Source organism: Vibrio sp. R11-SG3-ISO3-SZ (genome assembly GCF_059834345.1).
In genome coordinates, this window is the sequence record NZ_JCBDGX010000020.1 from 1 (window position 1) to 15,076 (window position 15,076).

The window sequence follows — 15,076 nt, forward strand, 5'->3', positions numbered from 1 at the left end:
GGAATTTCGTAACCGCAACATCATCGCCAATCCAAATTGCTCGACCATTCAAATGCTGGTGGCGCTCAAGCCAATTCATGATGCCGTCGGAATCGAGCGCATCAATGTCTCGACTTACCAATCAGTGTCAGGAGCAGGCAAAGCCGGTATTGATGAGCTGGCAGGGCAAACGGCCAAGCTACTCAATGGGCTACCAGCTGAAACCAACCAGTTCTCTCAGCAGATCGCGTTCAACTGTATTCCACAGATCGACCAGATGATGGAAAACGGCTACACCAAAGAAGAGATGAAGATGGTGTGGGAGACGCAAAAAATCTTTAATGATCCATCCATTACGGTGAACCCGACCTGCGTTCGCGTGCCGGTGTTTTATGGCCATGCTGAAGCGGTCCACGTAGAAACTCGCGCGCCGATTGACGCAAGCGAAGTCGTGCAGATGCTGGAGCAAACCGAAGGGGTTGAAGTATTCCATGGCGAGGATTTCCCGACCCAAGTTCGCGATGCTGGCGGCAAAGATCACGTCATGGTCGGGCGAATCCGCAATGACATTAGCCACCACAGTGGCGTCAATTTGTGGGTGGTGGCCGACAACGTCCGCAAAGGCGCGGCGACCAACGCGGTACAAATCGCCGAAGTGTTGATTCGCGATTACTACTGAGTACTGAGTGTCCGCTTCGCTTTTAAGAGCCTCGCCCTAGTGCGAGGCTTTTTTAATCAAAGTAAGAAAATTAGTGTGAGATTCATGCGATTATGGCGTAGGACACACATTTTTTGGCTCTCAGCCTATAGTTTTACTGCGTTTATCCGATATATTTAACAGATCAACGTTTTCAAACTATTAAGCACATAGCTGAGCCTTTTATGCTTCATATTTTTAAGCGCCTGCTTTTGCCTCTGGCATTGGTGGCCGTGACTCAGACATCCATCGTTAGTGCAGAAAGCATTCGCCTAAAGGGTCCAAATGGCGAAATTCAGTCTTCTCCACAGTTTGCACAGCCGCTTGCGCGTCGCTCTGGACTAGCGAATGAACCGTCACGCTTCTACGGACCGACTGGCGAACAAGAGACCTTATGGAGCATCGCTTCGCAACTGAGACCCTCTAATCAAGTCTCTGTGCAGCAAACCCTCTACGCTATTTATCAGATCAATCCCCAAGCTTTCGACAACCAAAATATCCATGAACTGATCCCAGGCAGCAATCTTCGTATCCCTTCATTAGCGCAAATCCAGAGTGCTACCACTGAACAAGCGGTCAATGTGATGGCGGCGCATCAAGCGCGCTTAACTCCGACTCAACCCGTCTCCCCAGCGCCTCAGCCTCAACGGGCAACCCCTGCGGTCACGGCGCCAGTCGACGCTCCGGTCGTTGAGTCTACAACGCCAGACGTGATGGCCAAACCGGCGCAAGATGTGCCGAGTGCACCTGAAACTCGCCCACAAGACAGTGCCTCACAAATTAGCGATCTTAAAGAGATGGCCAATCAAGAGCGCCAAGGTGAAGTCTCGACGCTAGAAAATCAGCTCAAAACCTCTGAAACAGAGTTGATGGCGTTGGAGGAGAAAAACCACAAACTGCGCCTGATGCTTGCACAGGTTCAATCGGAAGTGGACGTACTCAAAGACTCCTTGGGCGATGAATCACGCATTCGCAACGAAGTTGAAAAACTGCTGGAAGCCGAACGTCTCAAGCTGGCGGAAGAGCAAAAAATGGCGCCAAGCCAATGGGATAAGTTGCTATCGAACACTTGGGCAGTGGCCGCAATGGCGGTGGTTCCTGGTTTGATCATTGGTTTGTTGGTCGTGTTGTTACTCGGGCGCCGTTCTAAATCGGAGTCTCAAGCAGAAACCACACCGGAAGCGACACCAACGGTTGCACCTGTTGTCCCCGATACCCTCAATGAAGATATTGGTGATGATCTGTTGCTTGATGATGACTTGTTTGGCGAGTCAGATGACGGTGAAGCGCTGTTCTCCGATGAGTCGGAAGAGCAAAGTGATGAAGCGGATGTGTTTGCCGACCTTGATGACAGCGATTTAGACTTCAACCTCGAGGGCGAAGAGGGTGAGGACCCATTCGCCGGTATCGGCGATGACGGCGATCTGGATGAAACCCTTGCCGATGAAGTGGACAGTGCCAACGGTATCAGCGTCAAAGGGGACGATAAAGCGCTCAGCTTGGAAGAGATGGAACGTGCGCTTGATGATGTCGTGATGGACGACGATGAAGATGACAGTTTCGACCTCTCGGATGGGGGTGACTTTAGTCAAGATGACATTGACTCGTTGCTCGCCGGTGACAGCGATGACGACTCGCTAGAAAGTAGCGAGCTCGATCAATCCATGTTGGATGATTTGTTTGAGCAGAACAAAGAGAGTGATGAGGGCGATGTCGACTTCGATGAGTTGCTTGATGAAGCGGAAAATGCGTTTGACTTGAGTGATGAGGCCGATGACGAACTGACACAAACCTCAATTGCATCCGATGATGATATTGATGCGCTGTTCGCAGAAGCGGAGGCGCAAGCTAACTTAGAGGAACTCGAGTCTAACTCGGTCGATGACGCCGCTCTGCTTGACGAAATGCTAGAGTCAGACTTCCAGCTCGATGATGACGAAGAGGATGACTTCGACGACTTGATTGGCACTGATATTGAGGAGAGCGTTGAGCCTGAGAGCACCGAGTTACTCGACGAGTTGCTGGAGGTCGATGAAGAGGACCCGTTTGAGGATTCACAATCTCTACTCGATAGTGAACTCGATGAGCTGATTGGTACCGATGAGTTAAATGCCCCTCTTGATGCCGGCACGGATCTGCTCGATGAACTGGTAGGGCAAGATGGCGAAGAGGATCTCAACGATGACGCCACTGATTTGTTCGAAGAGCTGCTTGATATTGAGCAGAGTAGTGAAGAGAGCCTAGAAGCCACTGCTGACGACGTGTCGCCTAGCATGAGTGAAGATGTCGATACCTTGCTTGACCAAGCGCAAGCAGAGGAACAGACTTTACCAGAACCAGAACCAGAACCAGAACCAGAACCAGAACCAGAACCAGAGAAAGGTTTTTCTAGCGAAGAGTTCATCGACGATATGATGAGTGTTGCCCCACAAGGTGACCCATTGCTCGACGCACAAGAACAAGACCCTGATTTATCTACGTTAGCGCTTGACGAGCAGGACGAGTCTGATCTCATCCCTGCAGAGCCAGAGCCAGAGCCAGAGCCAGAGCCAGAGCCAGAGCCAGAGCCAGAGCCAGAGCCAGAGCCAGAGCCAGAGCCAGAGCCAGAGCCAGAGCCAGAAGAAGATGAAGACGACTGGTTAAGCGCCGCTATCGACGAAGTGGAAAATCCTGACTATGACTCAGAGACGCCGCTCGATAGTGACGAGTTGTTGCCGCAAAGCGGCAGTGAGGAAACGCCAGCAGAGCCAGCTACGCAGAGTGATGATGACCAAAGTGATGATGCTGACGATGATGATTGGCTGACGTCTGCCGTTGAAGAGGTTGAGCAGCCACACGTTGAAGAGAGCCCATTAGAAGAAAGTCCGGTTAAGGAAGAGTTAGCGACTGAGCTAGAACCAACACAATCTGTAGAGGATGAGAGTACACCTGCCGTTGATGCTGGATGGGACCAGGACAGTGATCAACCAGCTTCTAACACACAGGAGAGTGAAGCGGTAGAAGCACCGGAATCGGATGAGAAGGAATCATCAGACGAGCTGGAGCTTGCGCCATCATCAGCCCCTGAAGTCGCTGCGAATGAGTTTGGTGTTCCGCAAGATGAAGATTGGCTGGTGGAAGACCCAACACCAGAGATACAAACTGATGCGGATACATTGGACAGTGCAGATCCACTGTCGCAATCTGTCAGTGATATCTCTGACGTCGATGATTTGGAACTTCCAGAACGTACTGAAGAAGATGACCTCGCGGATGTGGCCAATGAGCCTGCAACATCAGAGCCAGAGAAATCAGTCAGTGACGATGAGACTCACGATTTTGATGATTTAGAGCTTCCAGAATACAGTGAAGACGATGCGCTTGCGGATATGGCCAACGAGCCTGCCGAACCAGAGGCAGAGAGATCAGTCAGTGACGATGAGACTCTCGATTTTGATGATTTAGAGCTTCCAGAATACAGTGAAGACGATGCGCTTGCGGATATGGCCAACGAGCCTGCCGAACCAGAGCCAGAGAGATCAGTCAGTGACGATGAGACTCTTGATTTTGATGATTTAGAGCTTCCAGAATACAGTGAAGAAGACGCACTTGCGGTTATGGCCAACGAGCCTGCCATACCAGAGCCAGAGCAATCAGTCAGTGACGACGAAACTCTTGATTTTGATGATTTAGAGCTTCCAGAGTACAGTGAAGACGATGCGCTTGCGGATATGGCCAATGAACCTGTCACACCAGAGCCAGAGAAATCAGTCAGTGACGACGAGACTTTCGACTTCGATGATCTCGAGCTTCCCGAATACAACGAAGACGATGCTCTGGCGGATTTGGGCGATGAGCCATTCATTGATCTTGAAGAGAAGGCGCTAGCGTCGAGTGCAGACTCTCCTCAAGAGGAGCAAGCGACGGAATCAGTCGATACCGATGAGCTTGAGCTGCCTGAATATAATGAGGATGACGCACTGGCAGATATGGCTTCAGAGCCGATGTCTGATGGCCAAGGCGAGCCTGTTGGGCAGGAACTGACCGAGTTTGATGAGCTGGAATTGCCTGAATATGGTGAAGACGAAGCGCTGGCTGACATGCCGACCACAGATGGGGACGTAGAGAGTGCCGATGAGGTCAATTTCAATTTAGACGATTTGGAGACGCCTGAACTGTCGGAAATTCCTTCCGAACGCCGCGTTGATATCGACGTCGCTGAGGCAATGGCTGCACAAGAGTTTGATGAGCAGGCGTTTGATGAGTTGCTTGCAGACAGCGAGGATGCCACACCTAGCTTCTCATTTGACAGCCCGATCGATGCCACAACGTCTGACAGTGCCGGTATGGATATTGACGCTATGCTCGAGATGGGCGGCGAAGATTGGAACGGCTTTACGCTCTCTCCCGAGCAGCAGGCACAGATTTCGGATGACATTCCTGAAGAAGAGCGTGGGGTTTGGGATCAAGATAATGCTTTAGAGCAACCTGAGGTCAGCGATGAAGATTGGAGCATTCAAGACAGCGCCGACGATTTCAGCCCACAGCAAAATCAGTTTAGAACCATTGATGAACTGATGGCAGAAGTGGAGATGGAAGAGCAGCAAGAGTTGGATGACGAGCTCAAGTTGGATGTTGGCCTGAATGATTTCCCTGATGTGATCGGTGACATTGGTGATGAGATTGATGTCGATTCAAACGCAGAGGCGGCAGGAAAACTTGATCTCGCCAAGATTTACGTTGAGATGAATGACGCGCAAGGGGCCATCAAACTGCTCGAAGAGGCGATTGTTGATGGCAGTGACGAGATTCGTCGAGAAGCCAAACGTCTGATTGACAAAATCAACCGCGGATAGGCGAGTTAGAGTGAGGTAAGAGGGCTGCGGCCCTCTTATTTTTTATCCCTATTAAAGGTATACTGCCCGGCCCATTTTTAAAGAGATTCTGCAGATGAGAATAGCGTTAGGTATCGAATATAACGGTACTCAATACTATGGCTGGCAACGCCAAAAAGAGGTGAAAAGTGTTCAGGAAGCGCTCGAGAAAGCGTTGAGTGTTGTCGCCAATCACCCCGTTGAAGTGCAATGTGCTGGCAGGACAGATGCAGGCGTACATGGCACAGGCCAAGTGGTTCACTTTGATACCACGGCAGAAAGAAAAATGGTGGCGTGGACTATGGGCGTGAACGCCAATTTGCCATCGGATGTCTGTGTTCGCTGGGCGAAAGAGGTACCGGAGTCGTTTCATGCTCGTTTTTCTGCGACCGCGCGACGCTACCGCTATATTATCTTCAATAGCCCTCTCAGACCCGGGATCCTCTCGTCAGGCGTGAGCCACTACCACGGTGAACTGGATGAAGCATTGATGCACCAAGCTGGGCAGTATTTGCTCGGCGAAAACGACTTTACCTCATTTCGAGCGGTGCAATGCCAATCTCGTAGCCCTTGGCGCAATGTGATGCACCTGCATGTGTCTCGTCACGGGCAATATGTCGTGATTGATATTAAGGCCAATGCCTTTGTGCATCATATGGTACGTAACATTACCGGCAGCCTTATCTGCGTGGGACGTGGGGAACAAAAGCCCGAGTGGATAGAGTGGTTGCTTGGCGTGAAAGACAGAAAATTGGCGGGCGCCACAGCGAAAGCAGAAGGATTATACTTGGTGGATGTGGATTATCCGGATGAGTATCAGTTGCCACGCGTACCGATCGGACCTCTGTTTTTGCCAGACAATCTGAACTAATTCGTGATAAATTGTCGAATCAATCAGGACGTTAGGGCGTGAGACAGAGAGTCAGAAAATAGGTACAACCAGTTTTTTGTCTACACTTGGCATTTAATATGCTTTAATCCTCACGCGTAAATTCAGAATTTGAATCCCTGTATTGAACGGGGATCGAGAGAGAAAAGGTCTTCCATGAGTTGGCTTGAAAAGATTTTAGAAAAGAGCAATATCGGCACATCGAGAAAAGCGTCAATCCCTGAAGGGGTATGGACCAAATGTACATCGTGTGAACAAGTGCTTTATCACGCTGAACTAGAGCGAAATCTAGAAGTTTGTCCTAAATGTGATCACCACATGCGCATGTCGTCGCGTCGTCGTCTTGAAACATTTTTGGATGAAGGCAATCGTACTGAGTTAGCCACTGAGCTTGAGCCACAAGATAAGCTCAAGTTCCGCGATTCGAAGAAATACAAAGACCGTATTTCTGCTGCGCAAAAGAGCAGTGGTGAAAAAGACGCGCTCATCGTTATGCAAGGCGAGCTGTTGGGTCTACCTGTGGTTGCGTGTGCGTTTGAGTTCTCCTTTATGGGTGGCTCGATGGGTTCAGTCGTTGGCGCTCGTTTCGTACGTGCGGTTGAAGCGGCGATGGAAAACAACTGTGGTTTAGTTTGTTTCTCGGCCAGTGGTGGTGCGCGAATGCAAGAGGCGCTAATGTCTCTGATGCAGATGGCAAAAACCAGTGCAGCGTTAGAGCGACTATCGCAAAAAGGATTGCCGTTCATCTCAGTGATGACGGACCCAACCATGGGCGGTGTATCGGCGAGCTTAGCGATGCTAGGCGATATCAATATCGGTGAACCCAAAGCACTGATTGGTTTTGCTGGTCGCCGTGTGATTGAACAAACCGTTCGTGAAGATCTTCCAGAAGGTTTCCAGCGCAGTGAGTTCCTATTGGAACACGGGGCTATCGATATGATTGTTGATCGCCGTGAAATGCGTCAACGCATCGGCAGTTTGTTGGCCAAAATGACCAATCAACCGTCGCCACTGGTGGTTTCTGTGAATGATGCGCCAAATGAACCTGCATATGAAGTACCAGAAGCGGACGAAAAAGGGTAAAGTAACACACTAACAAACCACCACAATTTATGGTTTCAGTTAGATGAGTCAAACCCAAATTCCACAAGCCACATCCCCTCTTACGATGTGGCTTGATTATTTAGCCAACATTCACACCTCAGCGATCGATCTCGGGCTAGACCGAGTCCAAGCCGTCGCACAACAAGCCAACTTAACCAAACCCGCTCCGACAGTCATTACCGTTGCTGGTACCAACGGCAAAGGTTCTACCTGCGCTTTGATGGAAGCGATTTTGCTCGACGCAGGGTATAAAGTCGGTGTCTACTCTTCTCCTCATTTAATTCGATACAACGAGCGCGTGCGCGTCAATGGCGTCGATTTAGCCGACGAGAAGCATTGCCAAGCCTTCGATTTCATTGAACAGCAGCGCGGGGATATCAGCCTAAGCTTTTTTGAGTTTGGCACGCTTGCGGCGTTACGCCTGTTTCAAACCGAGCAAGTGGATGTTGTCTTGCTTGAGGTCGGTTTGGGCGGGCGTTTAGACGCCACTAATGTCGTCGATCATGACGTATCCGTGATTACCAGTTTAGCCATCGACCACGTCGATTGGCTGGGCGATGACATTAACGTAATTGGTTTTGAGAAAGCCGGCATCTTTCGCGCAGGCAAACCAGCGATTTGCGGTCAGCCGAAAGCGCCATCAACCGTGGCAGCACACGCCGACGATATTCAGGCTGAGCTCTTTCAAGTGGGGATTCAATACCACTATGAGCAACAATCAGAGACACAATGGCGCTGGCAACTTGGCACTTTTGAATTAAACGAGCTACCCATTCCCGGACTGCCACTGCAGAACGCGGCGACGGCCTTAACGGCGCTGGCAAACGCCAATCTGGATATCACAGATATCAATATCGTCAACGGCCTTGAAAACGCCACCTTGCCAGGGCGCATGCAAATTCTGCACACTTCGCCAGTGATACTTTTGGATGTCGCGCACAATCCACATTCAGCGCAATACTTGGTTGAACGTGTAGCAAAGCAATACCCAAAACGTGTGATTCATACTGTGGTGGGCATGCTGCATGATAAAGACATCAAGGCGACGCTGGCTATCTTGAGCGAGCTTTCTTCGCATTGGTATCCAGCTTCACTGCATGGCCCTCGCGCCGCGCACGCTAATGAACTGGCAAGTCATTTACCAGCCGCGACTCAAACCTTTGATTCTCCGGTGCTGGCTTTTGAAGCCGCGATGACAAAGGCGGGCCAAGACGATGTGATACTGGTTGTTGGCTCATTTCATACCGTTGGGGAAGTGTTGGCGCATTGGCAAACACAAGGAGATTAAATGGCGAGCAAATTTCAAAACCGCTTAGTCGGTACCATCATCTTAGTGGCGATTGGCGTCATCGTATTGCCCGATGTGCTCGATGGCAAGAAAAGCCACTATCAGGAAGAGATCGCCAGTATTCCGCTAAAACCGGAGCTTGAAAGCGATCTGGAATCGTTTGAGATTCTCGAGCCGGTGGATGACTCGAAAGCGCTGCCCGATACGCCTGTCGCGGTCGTCACTCAAGAGGAGAGTGCAGAAGAGGCGCCACTCGAGGTGATCGTTAAAGCCATCCCTGAACGCAATGAGTATCAAGACAGTGCATGGATCATCCAACTGATGGCGTTAAAAAACGCAGAGAATGCGCAGAGCGTCGTGGATGATTTGCAAAAGCGCGGATACCAAGCACACACCAAATTAGAGAATGGTTTTACCCGAGTAATTATTGGTCCTGATGTGTCGAAGAGTAAACTCGAACGCCAAGTGATTGAACTGGAAAAGATCACTGGCTCAAAAGGTCGATTGCTTAAATTTAAACCACTAAATCCATAAGAAAACGTTTGCGTCAGCGTTTTTTCTGTTAAAATGCGCGCCAACTTAAGATGTAGAACAACATGAACTGGTTAGATATTGTCATTTTAAGTGTGATCGGCCTCTCAGCGCTGATCAGTTTAATTCGTGGCTTCGCGAAAGAAGCACTGTCTCTTGTTATCTGGTTTGGCGCCTTTTTTATTGCCAGTCAGTACTACGCGAAATTGGCGATGTATTTCACCAATATCGAAGATGACATGATCCGAAACGGATCCGCGATCGCTGCTCTGTTTATTGCAACTCTGATTGTCGGTGCTATCGTCAATTATGTGATTGCTCAATTAGTGCAGAAGACAGGTTTGTCTGGAACGGATAGAGTCCTTGGTATCGTGTTTGGCGGTTTACGAGGTGTTCTTATAGTGTCAGCGGCACTATTCTTCATGGATGCGTTTACGTCGTTTCCAGACTCACAGTGGTGGAAAGGGTCGCAGTTGGTACCGGAATTCAGCCGCATCATCGCACCTTTTTTTGAACACCTACAAGCAACATCTAGTTTCTTATCTGGGGCGTTATAGCGCTCCAGCCATTGTCGAAAATCGAGGGTTAAGACATGTGTGGTATTGTTGGAATCGTGGGCACAACGCCTGTAAACCAGTCTATCTATGACGCATTGACGGTATTGCAGCATCGTGGCCAAGATGCCGCGGGTATTTGTACCATAGATAGCAATCGTTTTCGTCTTAGAAAGGCGAACGGTTTAGTAAAGGATGTGTTTGAAGCCAAACACATGCAAAGACTTCAAGGTACAGTGGGTATCGGCCATGTTCGCTACCCAACAGCAGGAAGCTCAAGCGCGTCTGAAGCGCAACCTTTCTACGTGAACTCACCATTTGGTATCACACTAGCTCACAACGGTAACCTCACAAACGCACACGAAATTCGCGAAAAGTTGTTCGAGAAAGATCGTCGTCACATCAACACCACCTCTGATTCAGAAGTGTTGCTTAACGTGTTGGCTCATGAGATTGATACTGTCAAAGGTAACGTTACCTCTGAAGATGTGTTCCGTGCTGTCACCAATGTGCATCGCGCGATTCGTGGTGCTTACGCGGTGACGGCTATGATCATCGGTCACGGCATGATTGCGTTCCGCGATCCTAACGGCATTCGCCCACTGTGTTTAGGTAAACGCGAGGTTGAAGGTCGCACCGAGTACATGGTTGCCTCTGAATCAGTAGCCCTAGATGCGGTCGGTTTTGACTTTATGCGCGATGTCGCGCCAGGTGAAGCAATCTATGCGACGTTTGATGGTCAACTGCATACTAAGCAGTGTGCGGACAACCCTCGACTCAACCCATGTATTTTCGAATTTGTTTACTTTGCACGTCCCGACTCCTTTATCGATAAGATTTCGGTTTACAGCGCACGTGTAGAGATGGGTAAGAAACTGGGCGACCGAATCCGTGACGAATTTGCTGATTTGGACATTGATGTGGTTATCCCGATTCCAGAGACCTCGTGTGACATCGCTCTACAAATCGCTCAAGCGATTGAAAAGCCTTACCGCCAAGGTTTTGTGAAAAACCGCTATGTTGGCCGCACGTTCATCATGCCGGGTCAGCAGCAGCGTAAGAAGTCAGTACGTCGTAAACTCAACGCGATTCGTTCAGAGTTTAAAGACAAGAATGTCTTGTTGGTTGATGATTCTATCGTACGTGGTACTACGTCAGAGCAGATCATCGAAATGGCCCGCGATTCAGGTGCGAAGAAAGTGTACATGGTCTCTGCTGCGCCAGAGATTCGCTTCCCGAACGTGTACGGCATTGACATGCCAAGCGCCAATGAGCTTATCGCCCATGGCCGAGACAACGAAGCGATCTGTAAGCAAATTGGTGCCGATGAGCTCATTTTCCAGACGTTGGAAGACCTTACGGACGCCGTTGGCCTAGGCAACACAGACATCTCTCAGTTCGAAACGTCGGTATTTAGCGGTGAATACGTAACCGGCGACATCAATCAGCAGTACTTAGACTTTCTTGAGTCTTTGCGCAGCGATGATGCAAAAACGCAACGAGAGATTCAGCAAGAGCTTGCTAACCTAGAGTTGCATAACGAAGGTGCGTAACCTCCACGCCCTCTACGTAAACGTATTTAATGGTCATCCAACGGATGACCATTTTTTATTGCGCCATCCGGCTGCTGTCAGATGACAATAACGTGCGATTACTTTTTGGGTTTAAAGCCGTAATTAGCTGAACACGCGTTATCTCATTTCTGCCCCAAACCGCCTTATTGCTATTACTCAGCAACGAGTTACGCTGCGGAGTTTGTGATACGTGAAGTTATGGCAGACACCAGAACAGCGCTGCACGGAATCTCCCATTTCCAATCAAAAACGATGCCCTTACCCAGAAAATATCACCTGAGTTGTTATGCAAATTCACAACCGGACAGAAGTTTATTGGAGTAGCATCCCATAGTGTTGCTTTCAGGAACTCCTTCGTACCCAAAAACGTAAAAGGCCACCGTTTGTAGCGGTGGCCTGTTTGCTCTGAACTAGAAGGAAACGCGCATCATGTAAATGTCTAATTCACTATTGCGGTACACGCTCATTCTCCTTGAGTAGATATTTTTAGTTTGTTGATACTGCTAACTTTACACCCAGACTAGCAAACATTGTTCCGACAGCACGATCTAACCAGATGCTGAGTTTTTTACTGCTTCTAACTCGTTCAGAAATCTTGTCTGCCGCAAGAACATATGCAGCTTCCACAACGATAGCAACCGCAATAACAAGTAACCCGAGATAGAACAACTGGAATGATACAGAGCCTGCGTCTTCACGAACAAACTGTGGTAGAAACGCCATAAAGAAAATAGCTACTTTAGGGTTTAGAATGTCGATTAGTACCCCTTGCTTAAATGCTTCAAATGCTGTTTCTTTGCTCTGATTTGAGCCATCGGCATTTAACTCAAATCCAGATGATCTAAATGACTGATAAGCAAGATATATCAGATAAGCCGCACCAACATACTTAACAATGCTAAATGCTAGTGCAGAAGAGACTAAAATAGCAGATAAGCCAATGGAAGCAGCAAACACATGGAAAAGCGCTCCGGTACATACACCAATAGCCGATGCTAAGCCTACCTTTTTTCCATTGCTAATTGTCTTCGTCAGGATGTACAGCAGATCAGGCCCCGGAGCGACATTTAGAGCAAAAGCGGTGGTTAGAAACAATAACCAAAAGTTAAAATCAGACATTCTTACCTCAATATATATTATGGAGGCTACTAGAACAGCGATGCAGGATGCAAAGCTTTGGGGGGACACATATAAACTGGCTCACCATCCATCTGTAGCGCTCCATAGAAAACGTGTTTTTGTCATCCTAACGAGTTTACTATGGCAGTGCTGTACCTATTCGATACAACCCCAGCACTACGGGGTGACGCCCGTGGCACTTCGGCATTGACTCCTTTCACTCAGGGTCAATGGTTGTCAACCTAAACTGAGCTACTGATAGGTAATGCGCCTCTACATTGCTGCACTGATTTTCGCCAATACAGCTTTGCAAATGAAGATAAACTATAAGGTAGAATGATTGCAAATATTTTTTGCGTCGCTTAAACCTCCCAACGGAGCTCTGGGAAAATCAATTCGGGCCGAACGAGATTCTGCATACTTTGCGGCGAATTCTGCATATAGAGAATCTAACAATGTAGATCGCAGGTGGAAGATTATGTCCAATTCCGCGCAGACAGACCATCGCTGACAACGGTGGTCTTTGACGTTTTGGGGTACGAAAAGTTATCCGTAATAACCTAAATTAGCAGTGTTCCAGCTAGCAGAAAGAATTACCAACTCATTCATGCTCTGTATCTTTCCCAAAATCTCGATCAATATTTCGTTATTGTAAGTGCACTAATATTACAAATTATCCTTAATTTGCAGGGTCTCTCATATGCTCTAGTTTGAAAATTCTACTAAGAGTTAAGGTAATCTCAGATAAAAGAATTTAAAAAACAATAAGTTAAAATAAAATTTAAGAGAGCTATTGACCTGAACCAAGACCCTTTACAACCATTAAATAGCACGGTCTATTTGTATTATTAAATTATTTGAACTTATCCACAGTTTAACAAAGCCGACGCGATTCAGACCACATTCCAAGGGCGAATCAGTTTTCTCGCCCTCTTGTGTGTTGCTAACCTTGCCTCATACTCAAATACCCTACGAAAGAGATACTAATGAAAAAGTCACCAATTGCATTTATTTTAGGTTCATTACTATTCGCAAGCGCGACAACGAGCCACGCAAGCACAGAACAAGTTACCCAACCGACAGCAGTTATGGTTGATCAAGGTGTTGCTGTTGCTTCTGCACAAGAGGTACTGGAGCTACGCGAGAGCATCAACAACGCGCAAGATGGCGATGTGATTAGCATCAAACCAGGTCGCTATGCCGATTTAGGTCGTGTGACGTTATCAGCGGACAACGTCAAGATTGTCGCTCAAGAGCCTGGAACTGCCATTTTTAACGGTTCAACTCAGTTCTTGATTAAGGGTGACAATAACCTAATTGAGAGCTTAGTCTTCACTGAAGGTGGCGCAACGCTAAGCACTGAAAGTCATGATGCAAACATCATGGGCGTGTTTGGTATCTTTGGTAAAAACAACACCTTAAATAACTCTGTTATCTACAAGTTCAACGACTACGAATACGTAGCGGATGAGAAAGGAAAATACCCTAACATCCGTTGGATCACGGTTGGCGGCGAAAATAACAAGATTACCAACAATACTTTTGAAGGTAAGTACAAGCGCGGCGCGATGCTTGTTGTGGCAACATCAGACAAGTTAGAGAAAACTCTGATCGAAGGTAACATCTTTAAAGACCTGACGGCTTTAGATATGGAGCTGATCGAAAACTCAAACCCGAAAATGGTGAGAACCAACCGCAACGACAGACAAGCGATCCGCGTGGGTGACAGCCACAACTCACTGTTTGATTCACAAAGTATTATCCGCAATAACTACTTCGACAATATCAGTGGTTATGTCGGTAAAAACGGCTCTGGCGAGATCGAGCTTATCTCAGTGAAGGCGAGCGGCATCACTTTTGATGGCAACACAATCAAAAACAGTACTTCGATGATTTCTTTGCGTCATGGCCATAATAATGTTGTGACAAACAACGTGATCTTACCGGGTAACACGGCTAACTCAGGCGGTATCCGTATCTATGATGAGAACCACATAATTGAAAACAACTATATCGAAGGTACATTAGGTAAAGGTACTTACCGTGGTGCTCTTGTGCTGAACACAGGCATCATCGATGTAGCGAATGGCGAAGTGCTAAGTAAAGATTCAACAGACGGTAAAACACTGCAAAAGCAGTGGACACCAAAAGACGTTGTTGTTAAGAACAACACGCTAGTAAACAATACACAAGGCATCTTTGCGAGTAATGCGATTCACCGTGTGAGCTTAACCAACGATGAACGTGTTGAAACAATCTTCCCAGCTGTTAATACGCTATTTGAAAACAACCTGTCTATCGCAACTGAAGATGGTACAAACGCATTCCGACAATTTGAAGGCGAAAAATTCCAGATGGTTGGTTCTAAGTTTGTGAACAATATCTTCTATGGTCAAATCGAAGGCTTAGACCAATTGCCTGAGGGTATTACTACAGACGCACCAGCAATAGGTGCTGTTCATGCCACCTGTTGAGTAGTGATTAACCT

10 protein-coding genes and 1 riboswitch are annotated in these 15,076 nt (G+C 48.0%); of the genes, 9 read left to right on the forward strand and 1 reads right to left on the reverse strand.

Features of this window, described 5'->3' with window-relative positions; all coding sequences use genetic code 11:
- The 8 genes from AC6R1O_RS02815 to purF all read left to right on the forward strand — a co-directional run.
- Positions 1-658, forward strand: a 658-nt coding sequence (locus tag AC6R1O_RS02815; protein WP_500656459.1) for an aspartate-semialdehyde dehydrogenase, incomplete at its 5' end; no start/stop codon positions are given.
- 203 nt (positions 659-861) lie between these two features.
- Positions 862-5,511 (forward strand): FimV/HubP family polar landmark protein, encoded by a 4,650-nt coding sequence (locus tag AC6R1O_RS02820; RefSeq protein WP_500656460.1) that lies wholly within the window; start codon positions 862-864, stop codon positions 5,509-5,511.
- A 94-nt stretch (positions 5,512-5,605) separates the two neighbouring features.
- Positions 5,606-6,400 (forward strand): tRNA pseudouridine(38-40) synthase TruA, encoded by a 795-nt coding sequence (truA, locus tag AC6R1O_RS02825; protein ID WP_500632278.1) that lies wholly within the window; start codon positions 5,606-5,608, stop codon positions 6,398-6,400.
- A 174-nt stretch (positions 6,401-6,574) separates the two neighbouring features.
- Positions 6,575-7,501 carry an acetyl-CoA carboxylase, carboxyltransferase subunit beta gene (gene accD / locus AC6R1O_RS02830; RefSeq protein ID WP_500626009.1) on the forward strand — a complete coding sequence of 309 codons (927 nt, stop codon included), beginning with the start codon at positions 6,575-6,577 and terminating at the stop codon, positions 7,499-7,501.
- 43 nt (positions 7,502-7,544) lie between these two features.
- Positions 7,545-8,810, forward strand: coding sequence for a bifunctional tetrahydrofolate synthase/dihydrofolate synthase (gene folC / locus AC6R1O_RS02835; RefSeq protein WP_500632277.1), 1,266 nt, complete (start codon positions 7,545-7,547; stop codon positions 8,808-8,810).
- Positions 8,811-9,344: an SPOR domain-containing protein gene (locus AC6R1O_RS02840; protein ID WP_500632928.1), complete on the forward strand. Its 534-nt coding sequence runs from the start codon at positions 8,811-8,813 to the stop codon at positions 9,342-9,344.
- Between the two features lie 62 nt (positions 9,345-9,406).
- The gene (locus tag AC6R1O_RS02845) at positions 9,407-9,898 is read left to right on the forward strand and encodes a CvpA family protein (protein WP_334552740.1); all 492 of its coding nucleotides are present in this window, start codon (positions 9,407-9,409) and stop codon (positions 9,896-9,898) included.
- Between the two features lie 35 nt (positions 9,899-9,933).
- Entirely contained in the window at positions 9,934-11,448 is a 1,515-nt protein-coding gene (gene purF / locus AC6R1O_RS02850) for an amidophosphoribosyltransferase (protein ID WP_500626012.1), read from the forward strand.
- Positions 11,449-11,955: 507 nt separating this feature from the next.
- Here the strand turns inward: purF and AC6R1O_RS02855 are convergent.
- Positions 11,956-12,588, reverse strand: coding sequence for a LysE family translocator (locus AC6R1O_RS02855; RefSeq protein WP_500656461.1), 633 nt, complete (start codon positions 12,586-12,588; stop codon positions 11,956-11,958).
- Between the two features lie 87 nt (positions 12,589-12,675).
- A riboswitch (Lysine riboswitch) is annotated at positions 12,676-12,872 on the reverse strand.
- Between the two features lie 702 nt (positions 12,873-13,574).
- Between AC6R1O_RS02855 and AC6R1O_RS02860 the strand changes: the two genes are divergently transcribed.
- Positions 13,575-15,062, forward strand: coding sequence for a polysaccharide lyase 6 family protein (locus AC6R1O_RS02860; protein ID WP_500656462.1), 1,488 nt, complete (start codon positions 13,575-13,577; stop codon positions 15,060-15,062).
- Positions 15,063-15,076 lie beyond the last annotated feature (14 nt).